20 protein-coding genes are annotated in these 17,690 nt (G+C 71.7%); 10 read left to right on the top strand and 10 right to left on the bottom strand.

What is annotated here, in order from left to right; genetic code table 11:
* Window positions 1-61 precede the first annotated feature (61 nt).
* The 5 genes from EUA98_RS09590 (at window position 62) to EUA98_RS09570 (ending at window position 4,827) form a co-directional block, all read left to right on the top strand.
* Entirely contained in the window at window positions 62-781 is a 720-nt protein-coding gene (locus tag EUA98_RS09590) for a PspA/IM30 family protein (protein ID WP_130102457.1), read from the top strand.
* A gap of 148 nt (window positions 782-929) precedes the next feature.
* Window positions 930-1,682, top strand: coding sequence for a response regulator transcription factor (locus tag EUA98_RS09585; RefSeq protein WP_130102456.1), 753 nt, complete (start codon window positions 930-932; stop codon window positions 1,680-1,682).
* A 2-nt stretch (window positions 1,683-1,684) separates the two neighbouring features.
* Complete coding sequence (locus tag EUA98_RS09580; RefSeq protein ID WP_350339493.1) at window positions 1,685-3,463, top strand: sensor histidine kinase; 1,779 nt, start codon at window positions 1,685-1,687, stop codon at window positions 3,461-3,463.
* Window positions 3,464-3,627: 164 nt separating this feature from the next.
* Window positions 3,628-4,443, top strand: coding sequence for an HD domain-containing protein (locus EUA98_RS09575; protein ID WP_130102455.1), 816 nt, complete (start codon window positions 3,628-3,630; stop codon window positions 4,441-4,443).
* A 93-nt stretch (window positions 4,444-4,536) separates the two neighbouring features.
* Window positions 4,537-4,827 (top strand): WXG100 family type VII secretion target, encoded by a 291-nt coding sequence (locus EUA98_RS09570; protein WP_130102454.1) that lies wholly within the window; start codon window positions 4,537-4,539, stop codon window positions 4,825-4,827.
* A 33-nt stretch (window positions 4,828-4,860) separates the two neighbouring features.
* Here the strand turns inward: EUA98_RS09570 and EUA98_RS09565 are convergent, their stop codons facing one another.
* Window positions 4,861-5,796, bottom strand: coding sequence for an alpha/beta hydrolase (locus EUA98_RS09565; protein ID WP_130102453.1), 936 nt, complete (start codon window positions 5,794-5,796; stop codon window positions 4,861-4,863).
* Between the two features lie 58 nt (window positions 5,797-5,854).
* Here EUA98_RS09565 and EUA98_RS09560 point away from each other — a divergent pair, with 58 nt between their 5' ends.
* On the top strand, window positions 5,855-6,118 hold the full coding sequence (locus EUA98_RS09560) for a DUF4031 domain-containing protein (protein ID WP_130102452.1): 264 nt from the start codon (window positions 5,855-5,857) through the stop codon (window positions 6,116-6,118).
* A 232-nt stretch (window positions 6,119-6,350) separates the two neighbouring features.
* Here EUA98_RS09560 and groL read toward each other — a convergent pair whose 3' ends face one another.
* A complete protein-coding gene (gene groL / locus EUA98_RS09555; RefSeq protein WP_130102451.1) occupies window positions 6,351-7,991 on the bottom strand; it encodes a chaperonin GroEL in 1,641 nt (546 codons plus the stop codon).
* Between the two features lie 254 nt (window positions 7,992-8,245).
* Between groL and EUA98_RS09550 the strand changes: the two genes are divergently transcribed.
* Window positions 8,246-9,778: a glycoside hydrolase family 15 protein gene (locus tag EUA98_RS09550; protein ID WP_130102450.1), complete on the top strand. Its 1,533-nt coding sequence runs from the start codon at window positions 8,246-8,248 to the stop codon at window positions 9,776-9,778.
* Here the strand turns inward: EUA98_RS09550 and EUA98_RS09545 are convergent.
* Both EUA98_RS09545 and EUA98_RS09540 read right to left on the bottom strand, forming a co-directional pair.
* A complete protein-coding gene (locus tag EUA98_RS09545) occupies window positions 9,766-10,359 on the bottom strand; it encodes a LytR C-terminal domain-containing protein (RefSeq protein ID WP_130102449.1) in 594 nt (197 codons plus the stop codon). The genes EUA98_RS09550 and EUA98_RS09545 overlap by 13 nt on opposite strands.
* A 31-nt stretch (window positions 10,360-10,390) precedes the next feature.
* Complete coding sequence (locus EUA98_RS09540; protein ID WP_130102448.1) at window positions 10,391-10,693, bottom strand: DUF3263 domain-containing protein; 303 nt, start codon at window positions 10,691-10,693, stop codon at window positions 10,391-10,393.
* Between the two features lie 118 nt (window positions 10,694-10,811).
* Here EUA98_RS09540 and EUA98_RS09535 point away from each other — a divergent pair, with 118 nt between their 5' ends.
* Window positions 10,812-11,510 carry a uracil-DNA glycosylase gene (locus EUA98_RS09535; RefSeq protein ID WP_130102447.1) on the top strand — a complete coding sequence of 233 codons (699 nt, stop codon included), beginning with the start codon at window positions 10,812-10,814 and terminating at the stop codon, window positions 11,508-11,510.
* Window positions 11,511-11,557: 47 nt separating this feature from the next.
* Window positions 11,558-12,424: an SGNH/GDSL hydrolase family protein gene (locus EUA98_RS09530; protein WP_242511373.1), complete on the top strand. Its 867-nt coding sequence runs from the start codon at window positions 11,558-11,560 to the stop codon at window positions 12,422-12,424.
* Window positions 12,425-12,518: 94 nt separating this feature from the next.
* Here EUA98_RS09530 and EUA98_RS09525 read toward each other — a convergent pair whose 3' ends face one another.
* The 6 genes from EUA98_RS09525 to EUA98_RS09500 form a co-directional block, all read right to left on the bottom strand.
* A complete protein-coding gene (locus EUA98_RS09525) occupies window positions 12,519-12,905 on the bottom strand; it encodes a hypothetical protein (RefSeq protein WP_130102446.1) in 387 nt (128 codons plus the stop codon).
* Between the two features lie 122 nt (window positions 12,906-13,027).
* Complete coding sequence (locus EUA98_RS09520; RefSeq protein ID WP_130102445.1) at window positions 13,028-13,432, bottom strand: hypothetical protein; 405 nt, start codon at window positions 13,430-13,432, stop codon at window positions 13,028-13,030.
* A 129-nt stretch (window positions 13,433-13,561) separates the two neighbouring features.
* A complete protein-coding gene (locus EUA98_RS09515; RefSeq protein ID WP_130102444.1) occupies window positions 13,562-14,380 on the bottom strand; it encodes a hypothetical protein in 819 nt (272 codons plus the stop codon).
* The gene (locus tag EUA98_RS09510; RefSeq protein WP_242511372.1) at window positions 14,377-14,742 is read right to left on the bottom strand and encodes a S24/S26 family peptidase; all 366 of its coding nucleotides are present in this window, start codon (window positions 14,740-14,742) and stop codon (window positions 14,377-14,379) included. The genes EUA98_RS09515 and EUA98_RS09510 overlap by 4 nt, the downstream gene beginning before the upstream one ends.
* Before the next feature lie 262 nt (window positions 14,743-15,004).
* A complete protein-coding gene (locus EUA98_RS09505) occupies window positions 15,005-15,451 on the bottom strand; it encodes a hypothetical protein (protein ID WP_130102442.1) in 447 nt (148 codons plus the stop codon).
* 221 nt (window positions 15,452-15,672) lie between these two features.
* Entirely contained in the window at window positions 15,673-16,872 is a 1,200-nt protein-coding gene (locus tag EUA98_RS09500) for a sensor histidine kinase (protein ID WP_130102441.1), read from the bottom strand.
* A gap of 144 nt (window positions 16,873-17,016) precedes the next feature.
* Here EUA98_RS09500 and EUA98_RS09495 point away from each other — a divergent pair, with 144 nt between their 5' ends.
* The gene (locus tag EUA98_RS09495; RefSeq protein ID WP_242511371.1) at window positions 17,017-17,685 is read left to right on the top strand and encodes a response regulator transcription factor; all 669 of its coding nucleotides are present in this window, start codon (window positions 17,017-17,019) and stop codon (window positions 17,683-17,685) included.
* Window positions 17,686-17,690 lie beyond the last annotated feature (5 nt).

Below are 17,690 nucleotides of genomic sequence, written 5' to 3'. Positions count from 1 at the left end.
CATCGCACCCGTTTCACTCACCGCATCCACCGCACCCACCGATCGAACGAGGGGCTCAGAAATGACCGAGAAGCAGACCATCCTGGGACGTATCAGCCAGCTCACGCGCGCCAACGTGAACGCGATGCTCGACCGCGCCGAGGACCCTCAGAAGATGATCGACCAGCTCATCCGGGACTACTCGAACAGCATCGTCGAGGCCGAGGGGGCGATCGCCCAGACGATCGGGAACCTGCGGCTCGCCGAGCAGGACCACTCCGCCGACCTCGCGGCCGCCAGGGACTGGGGCACGAAGGCGCTCGCCGCCTCCAGCCGGGCCGACGCGCTGCGCACCTCCGGCAACACCGTCGACGCGGACAAGTTCGACAACCTGGCCAAGGTCGCGCTCGGCAAGCAGATCAGCTTCGAGAACGAGGCCAAGGACGCCGAGCCCATGATCGCCTCGCAGAACGAGGTCGTCGAGAAGCTCAAGACCGGCCTGGCGGGGATGAAGGAGAAGCTCTCCGACCTCAAGCAGCGCCGCGACTCGCTGGTCGCGCGGGCCAAGAGCGCCGAGGCGCAGTCCAAGGTCCAGGACGCGGTCTCGTCCATCAGCATGCTGGACCCGACTAGCGAGGTCTCGCGCTTCGAAGAGAAGGTGCGCCGCGAGGAGGCACGCGTCGCCGGCCAGGCCGAGCTCGCGTCGTCGTCCCTGGACGCCCAGTTCGAGGACCTCGAGAGCTCGTCGGCCGACGCCGAGATCGCCGCCCGCCTGGCGGCCCTGAAGGGCCCCCAGGACTGACCGCGCCCCCGACCGCACCGCGAACTCGCGAGGTCGGCCCGAGCTCGTACCCCACCCGGTGCCAGCGATGCGGACCGTGCGAGTTCGCGGGGCGGGGTGCGCAGGGTTTGTACAGACAACTCCCAGCCTTTCGGCGCAAACTGGGAACATGAACAGATCCGGCGCGGAACCCGAGGCCCGCCTCGTCGTCGTCGACGACGAGCCCAACATCCGCGAGCTGCTGGCGACCTCGCTGCGGTTCGCCGGCTTCGAGGTGCACGCCGCGGGCGACGGCGCCACGGCGCTGCGCCTGGTGAAGCAGGTCGACCCGGACCTCGTCGTGCTCGACGTCATGCTCCCGGACATGGACGGGTTCACCGTCACGCGCCGCCTGCGGGAGAAGGGCCACCACGTCCCGGTCGTCTTCCTGACCGCGCGCGACGACACCTCCGACAAGGTCACCGGCCTGACCGTCGGCGGTGACGACTACGTGACCAAGCCGTTCAGCCTCGAAGAGGTCGTCGCGCGCATCCGCGCGGTGCTGCGCCGCACCCGCCCCGGCGAGGACCCGGAGGACGACGCGACCCTGCGCTACGCCGACCTCGAGCTGGACGACGACGGCCACGAGGTCCGCCGCGCCGGTCGCACGATCGACCTGTCCCCGACCGAGTTCAAGCTGCTCCGCTACCTCATGCTCAACGCCGGCCGCGTGCTGTCCAAGACGCAGATCCTCGACCACGTGTGGCAGTACGACTGGGGCGGCGACGCGAACATCGTCGAGTCCTACATCTCCTACCTGCGGCGCAAGATCGACGCGCCGCAGGTAGGAGCCGACGGCGTCGAGGGTCCGTCACCTCTGGCGCTGATCCACACCAAGCGCGGGGTGGGCTACGTGCTGCGCCTGCCCCCGGCGGCGGTCTGACCGTGGACCCACGCATCGCCGACGCCGGCCCGCCCGGGGCCGGTACGCCCGACGCCGATGTGCCGGACGCCGGTGTGCCCGACGCCGGCCCGCCCGACGCCGGTTCCCCCCCACCCGGGCACCTCGCGCGCCTGCGAGCCGACGGGGCGGCGCGGCTGCACGCGGTGCCCCTGCGCGTGCGCATGGTCGGGATCATCACCGGGCTGCTGCTGCTCGGGCTCGGACTCGCGAGCCTGGCCACGCTGACCCTGCTGGACCGCTCGCTCATCAGCCAGGTCGACGCCCAGCTCGCGACCTCCGCGAAGCAGTCCGCCCAGCAGGCCTGGGACGGGGACGACGCGCTGCGTGGCTCCGACGGGCGACCCAGCGACTACTACGTCCAGATCGCGGCGCTGGACGGTTCGGTCGTCCTGACCTACCCGTCCGCGACCACGCGCGGGTCGTCCGTCCCCGACCTCCCCGACCTCACCGCGGCCGAGGTCGCCTCGCTCCGCGGCGAGCCCTTCACCGTCGCCTCCGCCGGCAACGGCGGCCTGTGGCGCGTGATCGAGCTGCCTCTGGTGAGCACCCGGGACAACTCGGTCGTCGGATCGGTCGCGGTCGCACTGCCCCTGACGTCCGCGAGCGCCACGATGGCGCAGATGCGATGGGCGCTGCTGGGGATCTCCGTCGTCGTTCTCGTGCTCGGCGGGTTCGCCGGCTGGCTCGCGGTGCGCCGGTCGCTGCGGCCGCTGCGCCAGATCGAGGACACCGCCGCGGCCATCGCCGCGGGCGACCTGTCCCGTCGCGTCCCGCCCGCCCCCACGACGACGGAGGTCGGCCGCCTGGGTGACGCGCTCAACGCGATGCTCACCCAGATCGAGCAGGCGTTCGCCGCCCGGGCTGCCTCCGAGGAGCGCATGCGACGGTTCGTCGCGGACGCGTCGCACGAGCTGCGCACCCCGCTCGCCACGATCCGCGGCTACAGCGAGCTGTACCGCATGGGCGCGGTGACCACGAAGCCGCAGGTCGACGACACCGTGCGGCGGATCGAGGACTCGGCGACCCGGATGGGTCGGCTCGTCGAGGACCTGCTGCACCTCGCGCGGCTCGACGACGGCCGCCCGATGCGCTCCGCGTCGGTCGACCTCACCGTCCTCGTCGCCGATGCGGTCAGCGACCTGCACGCGCTCGACGTCGAGCGGCCGATCCGGTTCGAGCCCCTGGTGGCCGGCACCCCCGTGACGCCGTGCGTCGTCATCGGCGACGAGGACCGCCTCCGGCAGGTGCTCGCCAACCTCACCGGCAACGTCGCTCAGCACACCCCCGCCGGCACGCCGGTGGAGATCGCCGTCGGTCTGGTCGGCGCCGGCCCGACGGCGCGCGCGGTGCTCGAGGTGCGCGACCACGGCCCCGGGATCCTGCCGGAGCACACCGCGCGCATCTTCGAGCGGTTCTACCGGGTCGACTCCTCCCGCGGGCGCGAGCTCGGCGGCGGCGCCGGACTCGGGATGGCCATCGTCGCGGCCATCGTGGGCACGCACCACGGAACGGTGGAGATCGCGCCCACCCCCGGCGGCGGCACCACGGTCCGCGTCAGCCTGCCCGTCGACCCAGCCACGCGTGGCCACGGCACCCCCGCACCCGACGAGCTCGACGACCCCGACGCGCTCGACGACTCCGAAGCGCTCGATGAGTCCGACCGACCCGGCGCCACCGACGGCGGCCTCCGCGTCGCTCCAGGGGCCGACGGCGATCGCCGCGTCGCTCGGGGGGCCGACCCGAGCCCGCCGCTGGTCTGACGCTCTGCCGATTCGGTCCGGACGGTTCCGGTCGTGCTGAATCCGGTCGTTTCCAGGTCAAACACCCCGGAAACCACCCGCGATCAGCCCCGGACCCGCCCGATACGGGGGATAAGATGCTGATTCTTTGTCCGAGGTTCCCCTGGTAGTGGTGAGGCAAGTCGATGGGCGTTTACGACGCTCCGCAGTGGTTGTTGTCCGCCTGGGTGCGAAGCTGCCTGGGAACGGGGGCGACCGCGTCCCCCGAGGAGATCCGGGAGGTCGGGACCCGGCTGATCGAGCGCTGGGCCGAGCCGGGGCGACACTTCCACACGATCAAGCACCTCGCGGACGTGCTCGCACGCGTCGACGAGCTGGCCGAAGAGACCCACGAGCCCGAGGTCGTACGGCTCGCGGCGTGGTATCACGGCGCGATCTTCGACGCGGCGAACGAGGCGAGCTACGCGAACCGCGGCGGCGAGGACGAGGTGGCCAGCGCCGACCTCGCGCTCGAGGAGCTGACGGCCCTCGGCGTCCCGGAGAAGCGCGCGGTGCGGGTGCACGACCTGGTGATCGCCCTGCGGCGGCACGCGCCGACGTCGGGTGACTTCGACTGCGCAGTGCTGTGCGACGCGGACCTCGCCGTCCTGGCCAGCGAGCCCCAGCGCTACAAGACGTACCTGCGCGACATCCGGGAGGAGTACTCGCACCTCCCGGTCGAGGACTACGTCCGCGCACGGATCCGCATCCTCACCAAGCTGCTGCAGCGCCGAGCCCTGTTCGTGAGCCCGCTGGGCTCCGCGTGGGAGGAACCCGCACGGCAGAACGTCGGCGCGGAGCTGCACCGGCTCGAGAAGGAGCTCACGACGCTCGAGGCGGCCGCCGCCGAGCCGTCCGACGCTCCCCCTGCCGCCGCCTCCACCGCTTTCGACGCCACCGCCTCCGACGCCACCGCCTCCGAGGCGGACCCGTCCCACCAGCCGTCCCCCGGGCGGGGCTGAGTCCCGCCCGTCCCCAGCGCGGTCCGGCCCGCCGGCGAAAGGCCCCCCGGCCCTCGTAGCGTCGGCGCCTTGGCCAACCGAGGGGGGACTGTCATGAGCAGGTACGAGGTCGACAGCGAACAGGTCGCGCACGCGAGCGCCGCGGTGCGCGGTTCGACGGCGGCGATCCGCACCGAGGTGGCCGCGATGATGCGGCACCTCACGGAGCTGCAGGGCAGCTGGCGCGGGTCGGCGGCGAGCGCGTTCGGCACCGTCATGGCGGACTGGGCCAGCACGCAGCAGCGCGTCGAGGAGTCCCTCGACCAGGTCACGGCCGCGCTCGGCGCAGCCGCGACGTCGTACGCCGACGCCGAGCAGCAGGCCACCCGCCTGTTCGGACGCTGAGACACGCGCTCAGGCACTCAGGCACTGAGCACGTCAGGGCAGCGTGTCGACCCAGTCGATGATCCGGTCGGCCGCGACGTCCACCTGGTAGATCCCCGAGTGGTCGGTGCCGGGCACGATCTCGACCGTGGTGTCGTGCCCGCCGTCCTCGAGCGCCGCCGCGAACTCGGTCGTGAAGAAGACGGGCACCACGGGGTCGTCCTCACCGTGCAGGAGCAGCACCGGAACGTCCTCGCGGCCGCCAGCATGGAGCACGGGGTTGCCGTCCTCCCACCGTCCGGGCTCGTCCTCGGCGGACGCGCCGAACAGCGCCACGGCGATCTCCGGCAGCTGAGCCACGTCGTACGGCCCGGCGAGCCCGACCAGCGCGTCGGGGGCGACGGCCTGGTACGGGCAGGACTCCCCCGCCCCCTCAGGGACCAGCGCGGCGAGGGCCGCAAGGTTGGCCCCGGCAGAGTGCCCGACGACGACCACCGGATGCGGCGCATCACCCGTCGCGGTGGGTACCGCGGCGGCGAAGGCCACCGCACACAGCACGTCTTCGAGCGGTGCCGGGAAGTACTCGTCGTCCGACGAGGTCCGGTAGGTCGCCGACACGACGGTCATGCCGTCGTCGGACAGCGCGGACGCGAGCGGGGCCAGCCCCGCCCGGTCGGCCGAGACCCAGCCGCCACCGGGGATGAGCACCACGAGCGGGCCCGGTGCGGGGGTGGCCGGTTCCCAGACGTCGGCCTGCAACCCCGGCAGGTACTGCTGGGTGCGGCTTGGCGGGCGTGCGACGCGCGTCGACCCGGCCGAGCCCGACGACTCTGAGCCGGACGACGCCGCGGACGGCGTGCCGGTCGGATCGGGGTCGGTCGAGCCGCCACCGCACGCGACCAGCACCCCACCGCACACCAGCGCGACCGCTGCGGTCCTGACGCGTCGGACGAACCGGCGCCGCGGTCGGTACGCGCTCCTCTGTCCCATCCGTCCACGGTAGGCCCACCCGGTGCTCCTGGCCCTGGCAGCGCACTAGCCTCGGCGGATGACAGTGCTCGTGGATCCCCCGCTCTGGCCCCGGCACGGGCGCCTGTGGAGCCACCTGGTCAGCGACTCGTCCCTCGCGGAGCTGCACGCGTTCGCCTCCGCGGCCGGCATCCCGGAGCGGGCGTTCGACCGCGACCACTACGACGTCCCCGACGACCTGCGGGACCGACTCATCGAGCAGGGCGCGCAGCCGGTCGGCACCCGCGAGCTGGTCCGCCGCCTTCGCGCGTCGGGCCTGCGCATCCGCCCCGTCGACCGCTGACCGACCGCGTACCCGACAGCCGCCGGTCGTCGCTCGCGCCCGGGTACGTGCGGGCCCGGCCCGGGCGAACGGCGACCAAGACGACCGCGGCGAAACGACGGCGGGCCGGCCACCCGAAGGTGACCGGCCCGCCGTCGTGCAATGAACTGCGTCGTGCAATGAACTACGTCGTGCGATGAACTACGTCGTGCAGCGAGCTGCAGCGGAGCTCAGGCTCCTGATCCGAGAAGGATCAGAAGTCCATGCCGCCCATGCCGCCGCCGCCGTCGCCGCCACCAGCCGGCGCGTTGCGCTCCGGCTTGTCGGCCACGACGGCCTCGGTGGTGAGGAAGAGCGCGGCGATGGACGCCGCGTTCTGCAGCGCGGAGCGCGTGACCTTGACCGGGTCGTTGACCCCGGCCGCGAGCAGGTCCTCGTACACGCCGGTCGCGGCGTTCAGGCCGTGCCCGGTCGGCAGGTTGCGCACGCGCTCAGCCACGACGCCACCCTCGAGGCCGGCGTTGATCGCGATCTGCTTGAGCGGAGCGTCGATCGCCAGCGCCACGATGCGAGCACCGGTGGCCTCGTCGCCCTCGAGGGCGAGGATCTCCGGAAGCTCGAACGCGAGCTTGCCGGCCTGGATGAGAGCAACGCCACCACCGGCGACGATGCCCTCTTCGACGGCGGCCTTCGCGTTGCGAACGGCGTCCTCGATGCGGTGCTTGCGCTCCTTGAGCTCAACCTCGGTGGCCGCACCGGCCTTGATGACGGCGACGCCACCGGCCAGCTTGGCGAGGCGCTCCTGGAGCTTCTCGCGGTCGTAGTCCGAGTCCGAGTTCTCGATCTCGGCACGGATCTGGCTGACGCGACCGGCGATCTGGTCCGGCTCGCCGCCACCCTCGACGAGAGTGGTCTCGTCCTTGGTGATGACTGCCTTGCGGACGGTGCCGAGCACCTCGAGGCCGACGGTGTCGAGCTTGAGCCCGACGGTCTCGGAGACGACCTGGGCACCCGTGAGGATGGCCATGTCCTGCAGCATCGCCTTGCGGCGGTCGCCGAAGCCGGGCGCCTTGACGGCGACCGAGCGGAACGTCCCGCGGATCTTGTTCACGACGAGCGTGGCCAGGGCCTCACCGTCGACGTCCTCGGCGATGATGACCAGCGGCTTGCCGGACTGGATGACCTTCTCCAGGAGGGGCAGCAGGTCCTTGACGGAGCTGATCTTCGACTCGACGAGCAGGACGTACGCGTCCTCGAGGACGGCTTCCTGACGCTCCGGGTCGGTGACGAAGTAACCGGCGAGGAAGCCCTTGTCGAAGCGCATCCCCTCGGTCAGCTCGAGCTCCAGGCCGAGAGCGTTGGACTCCTCGACCGTGATGACGCCTTCCTTGCCGACCTTGTCCATCGCCTCGGCGATGAGGTCACCGATGGAGGAGTCGCCGGCCGAGATCCCCGCGGTCGCGGCGATCTCTTCCTTGGTCTCGATCTCCTTGGCGGCCTTGAGCAGCTCCGAGGTGACGGCCTCGACGGCCTTCTCGATGCCGCGCTTGAGCGCGATCGGGTTGGCGCCGGCGGCGACGTTGCGCAGGCCCTCGCGCACGAGCGCCTGGGCGAGAACGGTGGCGGTGGTGGTTCCGTCACCGGCGACGTCGTCGGTCTTCTTGGCGACCTCCTTGACGAGCTCGGCCCCGATCTTCTCGAGCGGGTCCTCCAGCTCGATCTCCTTGGCGATGCTCACACCATCGTTGGTGATGGTGGGCGCGCCCCACTTCTTCTCGAGGACGACGTTGCGGCCTTTCGGGCCGAGCGTGACCTTGACGGCGTCGGCGAGGGCATTCATGCCCCGCTCCATGCCGCGACGTGCCTCCTCGTCGAACGCAATGATCTTGGCCATCGGTGATGTACCTCCGCTGTGCTGGGGGTGGGGCCGGCTGATGCCCGCGACGGACGGCCCGCGCGACGACGGTCATGTCCCGTTGTCGCGCGCACCTCACCGGACGGCCCGATGATTCTGTCACTCTCATGCCGAGAGTGCTAAGTCCATGGTTAGCACTCGACCACGGCGAGTGCAAGGGAGGACCCCTCCCGAGCCCCGCTGGACGGCCACATTTCGCTGCGGGTGGACGCCTCGGGCTACGCTCGCACGTGATGACCGCACCGACGCGCGACCTCGTCGAGGCGACCGATCCCTCGACCCCGCTCAGGCCCGTCGGGCCCCAGCGCCCCGGGTCGGAAGCCCGACCCTCGGCTGCGGTCGCGGCCGCCCGGGCGGCGGCCCGACGGCGCGGGGCGGCCCGCTGGACGCGGCGCTCGGTGACCGCGATGGTGACGATCACCATGCTCGCCTACCCGTTCCTGCTCACCGACCCCCGGTCGCCCTGGGCGAACCTGGACCGCTCGGAGACCATCGCGCTGTACTCGGACGGCGTCTCGGGCAGCGGCTCCGTCCTGCCGACCCTCGTGCCGGCCGGGACCACCGCCGACTACCTGCCGGGCAGCCGGGTGCTCGACCCCGGACCGGCCGATCCGGACGCGCTCGCCGTGGCGGAGGCGGCCGCCGCGGAGTCGCGCGCGTGGCTCGCGTCGGGCACCGTCCCCGGCGGTGACGGCCCGTACGCCGACATGGCCGAGGGCGCCCTGCTGGACATGCGCGCGCTGCTGCTCAACGACGGCGCGTCCGTCGCCGGCTGGTCCGCCCGGTGGCGGTACGTCTGGCCGCGGGACGCCTCGTTCGTCGCCGTCGCGATGGCGACCACGGGCCACCCGGACGAGGCGATCGAGATCCTCTCGTTCCTCCAGCGGGTCCAGCACCGCAACGGCTCGTTCGAGGCCCGCTACCTGCCCGACGGTTCCGGCCCGCCCGACGATCGCGGCATCCAGGCGGACGGCACCGGCTGGGCCCTGTGGGCCACGCAGAGCGTGCTCGCGTCGATGCCCGACGCCGACCGCCTCGCCGCCGCCCGCGCGCTGCGCCCCCTGATCGACCGGTCGACCGAGCACCTGCTCGACCTCACCGACCGGCGCGACTCGCTCCCGCGTGCCTCGAGCGACTTCTGGGAGGTCGGGGAGTCGCGCCTGACGCTCGGGACCGCGGCCCCCATCCTCAGCGGCCTCGAGGCGGCCGCTCGCCTGAACGGCGCGCTCGGCCAGCGGCTCCCGGCCGAAGCCGCCGCGGAGCGCGCGAGCGATCTGCACGGCGCGATCGTGGACCGGTTCGGCCCCCGGTTCGCCCGCTACACCGACGGCCTCCAGCGGGACGCCGCCGGCGCCTTCCTGCTGCCGCCGTTCCAGCCGGAGCCGGTCCCCGGCGCCCTCGCGTCGTGGCGCGCCTCCGCGCGCGAGATGTCTCGCCCCGCGGGCGGGCTGGCCCCGGGCGCCGGCTGGAAGAAGGACGGCATCTCCTGGACCCCGCAGACCTCGCTCTACGGGCTCACGGCCGCGTGGGCGGGCGACACCGCGGCGGCGCGGTCCTGGCTGACCTGGCTCGACGCGCACCGCACGTCGTCGGGCGCGATCCCGGAGAAGGTGCTCGGCGACGGCTCTCCCGCCGCGGTCGCACCCTTGTCGTGGAGCGCGGCGTGCGTGGTGCTCGCCGTCGCGCAGCTGGACGAGGTCGAGGCGGCGCAGGCGCTCGCTCGGCCCGAGTCGCCGCTACGGCTGCCGGTGAGTCAGGGCCGGTAGTCGTTCTCGAGCACGATCTCGAGACCCTCGACCGTCTCGTCGAGCGCGATCGTGGTGATGCCCAGCACGTCGGCGGCCGCTTGCGCGGTGACCTCGAGCTCGGCCGATGCGAACAGCACGGTCGAGGAGTCGAGGGAGCCCCCGGTGTAGTTCTCCGAGGTGGCCGACTCCCAGCCCGCCTCGGTGAGTGCGGCCGCCGCGTCGCCGGCCAGCCCGCTCGTGGAGGTCGCGTTGAAGACCACGACGGGCGTGGCCAGGTCGGCGACGGGTGCGACCGTCTCAGCCGGGGTCTCGGCCGGCGTCTCGGCGGGGGTCTCCGCCGGAGTCTCTTCCTCGACGGGGGCCTCCTCGGCGACCGTGCCGTCGGTCACGCTCTCAGCCGCGGTCGTCGCGCCGTCACGCTCGCTCGACCAGTACGTCACCGCACCGTAGGCGAGCGTCGGGAACAGCACGATCACGAGGAGGAAGGGCCAGATCCGCTTCCATCTCGACCGTGTGGCCCGGTGCACGCCACGGGGTACGGATCCGCGCTCGACAGTGTCGAACTCGTCCGGAGGGTACGGGTACTCGCCCTTGGTCACGGCCGACAGATTAGCCGGTCCAGCAGTGAGCTCAGCCGTCGACGCCCAGGCGGCGAGCCGTACGGGCACGCTGACGCGACGCGCGCATCCGGCGAAGACGCTTCACGAGCATCGGATCGTGCTCGAGCGCGACCGGAGAGTCGATCAGGGCGTTGAGCACCTGGTAGTACCGGGTGGCGGACATGTCGAAGAGCTCGCGGACCGCCTGCTCCTTGGCCCCGGCGTACTTCCACCACTGCCGTTCGAAAGCCAGGACCTGCTGGTCGCGCTCGGAGAGTTCCCGTTCGAGCTCTGCCTCGGGCAGCTCGCGCACCGCCGTCGCTCTGGCTTCCATCGGTCCTCCTTCATCGAGCGGTCCTGACCACTGCGGCCCATCGTAGAGGCGAACCACACCGGTGTCATTCCCCTCGGCGCGCCGTCCCCCGGCGCGCCGGATCGGTAGCCTCGCGTGGGTGCCCCCGACTCCCCCGCGCCCGTCCGCCGCCGACTGGACGAGCGTCGTCGCCGCCGACTGGCGGGCGGAGCTGGCCCCCGTCGGCCCGCAGCTCGACGCGCTGGCCGGCTGGCTGGACACCGAGGCGGACGCCGGCCGCGCCTACCTGCCGCCGGCGCACAGCGTGCTGCGGGCGTTCGCGCGACCGCTCGCCGAGGTGCGCGTCCTCGTCGTCGGGCAGGATCCCTACCCGACGCCTGGGCACTCGATGGGGCTCGCGTTCTCGGTCGGGCCCGACGTGCACCCGCTGCCGCGCTCGCTCGCCAACATCTTCACCGAGCTGACGGCCGACGTCGGCGTCCCCGCGCCCGGCAGCGGGGATCTGAGCCCCTGGGCGGACCGCGGGGTCATGCTGCTCAACCGCGTCTTGACCGTCCAGGAGGGACGCAGCGCCGCCCACCGGCGTCGGGGCTGGGAAACGGTCACCGACCGCGCGATCGAGGCCCTGGTGGCCCGCGGCGGCCCGCTCGTGGCTGTCCTGTGGGGGCGGGACGCGCAGGCGCTGACCCCGGCCCTCGGTACGACCCCGGTGGTCGCCTCCGCGCATCCGAGCCCGCTGTCGGCCCGTCGGGGCTTCGTCGGGTCCAGGCCGTTCTCGCGGGTCAACGCGCTGCTCGTCGCGCAGGGCGCAGCCCCCATCGACTGGTCCTTGCCCTGATCCGTCATCGGCGAGCGCACCCCCGCCGCGGGGTCCATGCTGGGCGGGTGACCGACCTGAGCACCCCCGCCCCGACCTGGACCCGCTACGTCGCGATCGGCGACTCGTTCACCGAGGGCCTGTGGGACGTGAACCCCGACGACGACGCCCGCTGCCGCGGCTGGGCGGACATCCTCGCGGTGCGGCTGTCGAGCCGCCGCACCGCCGCCGGCGTCGACCCGCTCGAGTACGCCAACCTGGCGATCCGGGGCCGCCTGCTCGGCCCGATCCTCACCGATCAGCTCCCCACGGCGCTCGCGCTCGAGCCCAACCTGGTCTCGCTCGTCGGTGGCGGGAACGACATCCTGCGCCCCACGATCGACGTCGACCACCTCGCCGATCGCCTCGAGGCCGCGGTCGTCGAGCTGCGGGCATCGGGCGCCGACGTGCTGCTCTCCACCGGGATGAACCCGGTCGACAGCGCCCTGATGCGGCGCACCCGCCACCGGGTGGGGATCTTCAACTCCTACGTCTGGTCGATCGCGCGCCGTCATGACGCGCAGGTGCTGGACCTGTGGGGGATGCAGTCGTTGCGCGACTGGCGGATGTGGTCCGAGGACCGCATCCACCTCACGACCGAGGGTCACGCGCGGGTCGCGCAGGCGGCCCTGGTCGGACTGGGCCTCGAGCCCGACGACGCCGCCTGGGACGACCCGCTCACGCCGCTGCCGCCCGTGCCCCGGTTGGAGAAAGCGATGTCCGACGCCGTCTGGCTGCGCGAGCACGTCTACCCGTGGGCGACCCGCCGCCTGCGCCACCGCTCGTCCGGGGACCTGCGCACGCCCAAGCGCCCCGAGCTCGGGCCGGTCGAAGGGCCCTTCGCGGGCCCGACGCCGGTCGACGGCGGGTCACGGGCGACGGGGTCGGCCGGGTAGCTCGTTCGGCCGGGCGCGCAGCGAGATCTGCGCTCGGGCACGCTCGACGCTCGAGCCCGCTCAACGCTCGAGCGCGCTCAGCTCACCAGGACGCTCAGCTCTCGAGGACCACGTCGAACCGCTCTATGCGGTCGGTTGCCAGCGTCTCGGCGACCGGCAGCTCGAGGACGGTCAGTGGGGCCTGGATACGGGTAGCGGCCGCTGCGAGCGGCGACCCGTCTGCGGCGACGAACGTGAGCCGGATGATGCGACCCGCACACACGGGTGCGACGCCCGAGATCTCGGCGCCCGTGACCCCGCGCCCACCCAGGGCCGCCGCATGGCCGTAGGTGTAGTCCACGGACTCGAAGGTGCACGGGATCTCCTGGGCGCGTGCCTGCGCGCCCCGCCCGAGCTGTTCTTCGACCCCGAGCAGGCCGACGACGACGACGATCGCGACGATGAGCCAGCGCGGCAGGCTGAGCAAGTGGTAGATCGACACGGAGAGCTCCTCACGCCCCCCGCGACCAAGGCACCCGAATGGGGGACCTGTTCACCCGTTCGGCCGAGGCCGAGAATTGAACGAGAGAAGCGTACGCGAGGTAGCGGGGTGCCCCGATCGGCTCAGCCGACGACGGCCACCGAGACCCCGGCGACCTGGGACGCGTCGATCGCTGCCGGTTCCGCCAGTACGACGGCCGTGCGGGGCGTCGAGATGAGCGCGCTGGCCTTGGCGAGGAGCGCGCCGTCGTCCGCGGTGAAGCTCACCTGGACGGTGCGGCCCTCGCACTCGGCCCCCATCCCGGTGAGCTCGGCGCCCGTGACGCCGTAGCCGTCCAGGTCGGTCACGTAGTCCACGACGTAGCCGACTGTGAACTCACCGACCAGGCAGCCCGTGGTGCTCGAACCGTTCAGGCCGACCAGAAGTCCGCCGCCCTCACCCGCCGCAACGCTGCGGAAGCCGAGCGCGGCCAGCGCGACGAAGGCGCTCGAAAGAAGCCTCCGGCCCCAAATCTGTGTGCGATCCATCGCCACGGTGATCCCCTCATCCCCGCTGCTGCACTTCCTGTGCGTAAGCGGGGCACCTGAGGATCTGATCGGCCGTGGCGGCGGGGGTGTGAGAAGTCCTGGGTCCGACCCACCCGAACGAACGAACGATCATGCGCAGTTGAGAACGTCGCCGCCTGCCGACTGGAAGGCACGCATGTTGAGCTGCCGGGGGCTCCCATTGGTGACGCCGTCATGGTGAGGAAGATCGCCACCGATCCGCACGACAGGGAGGGCAGAGCAGGTCGAGCTGACGTGGAAGTTCGACCACGACGTGAGGCCGACGGGCACGAAGGGGAACACCGGATCAGCGAAGTTCATCGTCAGTTCCCACTGGATACTGTCGTCACCCGTGGTCGTGCTTGTCGTGGCGATCAGTACTGAGACGTCGGAGTATGGGGACCCCGGCCTCGGTGTGGTCGGGGTACCGACCAGGGCTGCAGTGCAGGTCTCACCAGCCGGCGCAGTCACCCAGCGCGTCCACCTGGGGTTGTTTCCCCAATGGACGATTCCGGTGACGGTACAGGTCACGGCGGGAAGGACAGCTTCCCAGGTGGCAGGGACCCCCCAAGAGCCGACTGTCACGAATGCCGTGAGACCTGCGCCGGCGCTGCTCAGCTTCCCCGGGAGCGTGATGGTCAGCGTTCCGCCGAGAGCGGGCACGATCCCGCCGCCAGAGAGCTCTTTCTGGCTGTTCGAATCCCATACCCAGAGTCGCAGGTTCGCGCTTCCACAGGCGGGAGCCAGGTCCTTGACCTGAACGGACGTACGACTCGCGCTCGTCAGCAGGACGACCGCGTCGTCGCACCGGGAGAACGACGCCGCGTGGAACGTCCTGCTGCCGACGATCGTGAGCTGCGCAGCGCTCGCGCCGTTGGGCGTCAGGAGGATCGCGACGACCAAGGCAAGAACGGCCGCGATTCGCCTCATTGCTCTGCCTCGACCGGGCGCGCGGACTCGTGGACGCCCACCCCGTTCTTGGGGTCGGGAGCCTCGCTGTCCGAGTGATCGTCCTCCCGTGCCGTCCTGGGCCAGAGCAGCAGGGCGAGGGCCAGTGCGATCACCGAGAGCCAGATGAGCGGGCTCGTCAGCGCGGCCGCAGCGCGTCCAACCTTGGGAAGATGAAGCTTCGCTGTCCCGAGGATCTCGGCGCCCTTCGGGGTGAACTGATCGACGAAGTCGTTGTTGTCACCCTTCATCTCCCAGCCTGCTGCCGCATCTCCACCGACGGCACGGTGGATGATGCGGGCACCGCCGATCGATTCCGGTTGATAGACGACGACGTCGCCCACGCTCGGCTCCCCGCACCGTGACACCACCAGGTCGCCCGTGTAGTAGATCGGCTCCATCGAGTGCCCGGTCACGATCGTCAGGGTCGTACAGCCCCCCAGGCTCGTCGGCCAGAGAAGCCATCCCGCAACCAGAGCCCCCACGATGAGCAGCACGTTCGAGGCAACGCCGAGCACCCGACGCCACGAACGGGCGTCGGGTGCTCGGCGCACCGCGGAGGGCGCGTGGGTCTCGGAGATGGTCAGCTCTGAAGTGGCGGAGCGGTCAGCTGTAGATGGTCAGCGCTACAGACTTGATGGTGTCGACCGACGTCGCCGTGAGGCCGGAAATGTTCACGGAAAGAGCGCTCTTCGCGGGAGCCACGACGGTCGCGACCGTTCCGCCCTGCTCCGGAGTGATCACCAGGACGTCCGAACCGTTGAGCACGGAGAGCTTGTAGTTCTTCCCGCTGCAGGCCGCATCGATGCCCGTGATGTCGATCGACTCGGACTTGTACACCTTTCCGGTGCGCACCGGCGCAGCGAAGGTGACGCTGATCGGGGAGGTCTGGCAGTCGGCGTTCACGATGGTGGCTACGCCCGCCTGAAGCGTCCCGGTCGTCGGGCCGGTCAGGTTCAGCTGCGCTGCGGAGGCCAGCGACAGCCCAGCGATGCCAACGACGGCCAGCCCGATCGCGAGGCCCTTGCGGGTGGTCGAGAGCTTCTTCGCCATGGTGTTCTCCTGGGATGTGAGTATCGGAACCGCGGGGTTCTCGCGCCAGCGCGGAACCTCCCCAGCCCGAGTTGTACGAGCCGTGGCGAATAGTAGGGACGCCACTTGCTGTCACACCGTCCTGACTTGGGTGCTAGCACCCATACGTCAGTGGGAGTCCGAATTGGGCACATTGGAACTCCCGCAAAGGGGACGAACCCCGCACCCGGTCTCGACGGTCGTCAGCGACCATCACTCGAACGGGTTAACCCGAGCGGCCCTGTGACAGGGGCCATGACGGGGAACGAGGCCGCGATGACTGAGCCGGTTCCCAGGTCGGACCGCATCTCGAGGCGGCCGCCGGCGAGCGAGAGCCGGTCGGCGAGCCGGGCCGTCCCCGACCGCGGGACCGCCCCGACGTCGAAGCCGCACCCGTTGTCATGCACCTCAACGATCAAGTCGCCCGCACGCTCGGCGAGCCGCACCTCGATCCGCGTCGCCGCGCCGTGCCGCAGCGCGTTGGTGACCGCCTCCTCCACGACCCGGACCGCGAGCAGCCGCTCGCCCTGGGCGAGCAGGGGCGAGGCGGGGTCGTCGAGGCGCCGGACGGCGTCGGAGACGACGAGGTTCGTCGCGATCGACGCGGGCAGGCGCACGAGCAAGCTCCGGACCGCAGGCACCATGCCGACCTCGAGCCCGTCGGGGTAGAGCATCCGGCTCATCTCGCGGACGTCGCCCTGCCGGATCCGGTCGAGCGTCAGGCTGATCTCACGCAGGCTGGCGACGTCGCCGGCCGTGGCGGGGCCGGCGGCGAGCCGGTCGACAAGGGCGTCGATCCGGGCGGTGACCAGCACGAGCCGCTGCTGGAGGCTGCCGTGCAGACCCTCCGCGACCTCCCGGCGCACCCGGATCTCCTCGCCCTGCAACGCGCTCACCGCAAGCTTGAACTGGATCGCATCGAGAGCGGTGGCGCGCGCCTGCCGACGGACCCGCTGCCGCGAGATCAGGAAGCCCATCCCGAGGAGGTTCGCCGCCATCGCGATGAGGAACCCGCTCGCGAACTCGGCCAGCCGGGTGCCGGGCGTCGCGACCGCATAGACCCCCAGGAGGGTGTGCGCCGCGACGCGTGCGCCGGCTGCGACGACGGCCGCGGCGGTCACCGTGATCCCGCGCGCCCACCGGCCGCGTCGAAGCTCGGGGCGCAGGGCGACCAGCACGGCGAGGTCGACGGCGCCCAGGATGATGTTGGCGAGCAGGCGGCCGCCGAACTGCGACCCGGGGTCCCGCGACACGTGGCCGTACAGCCAGGTCGAGTCGGCTGCCGCGCCGATCGCGAACAGCACGCCGATGAGCCCACTGCCGGCGAGCAGGGCCCGGTAGTCCGCACGCGTGTCGCGGCGGCGATCGGCCTCGGCGTCCGAGATCGGCGGCACGGTCCTCATCTCCCCTGGATCGCCCGGACGATGCACGCGCGCCCGGACGAACCGAGTGTGCCAGCCCGACGGGACACCTCTGGCATCGGGGCAGATCGCCCGGCGGCTCCCAAAGTCCCCCGGTGGCACCGCCGACCGGCGATACTCGTGCAGGTGGCCAGTCACAGCGCGTCCGTCGTTCGCATCGGGATCGTCGAGGACCAGCCGCTGTTCCGCAACATGCTCGAGCTCACGCTCGGTGCCGAGCCCGGCGTCCGCGTCGTGGCGGCGGTCGGCACGGTCGCCGACGCCAACCGGCTGCTGCGGCCCGGGACGATCGACGTCGTCGTCATGGACATCGACCTGCCCGACGGCAACGGGATCTCGCTCGGCGTGACGATGCGCCGGCAGCAACCCGGACTGGGCATCCTGCTGCTCTCCGCGCACGACGCGATGGACCTGCTGCTCGACCTGCCGGCCGACGTGGCCTCGGGCTGGAGCTACCTGTCGAAGACGTCGTCGACCAGCTCCGCAGTGCTCGCGGCGGCGATCCGCGCGTCGGCCCGGGGTGAGACCACGCTCGACCCGGCCCTGATCGACCGGATGACACCGCGCGCCGGCTCCGCCGTCGAACGGCTCACGGACCGTCAGTACGTCGTGCTTCGCCACCTCGCCGAGGGCCTGTCGAACGCCGGCATCGGCGAACGCCTGGGCATCACCGAGAAGTCGGTGCAGAACCACATCAACGCGATCTACCAGTGCCTGCGGATCGACTCCGATCCCGCACGGAACCCCCGCGTCAGCGCCGCGCTGCGGCTGATCGAGGAGACCGGACGGTCCTGACGGTC

This window comes from Pengzhenrongella frigida (assembly GCF_004168625.1).
In the GTDB taxonomy this organism is placed as follows: domain Bacteria; phylum Actinomycetota; class Actinomycetes; order Actinomycetales; family Cellulomonadaceae; genus Pengzhenrongella; species Pengzhenrongella frigida.
The sequence above is the reverse complement of the archived record's forward strand: the minus strand, read 5'-3'. Positions and strand labels throughout refer to the sequence as shown.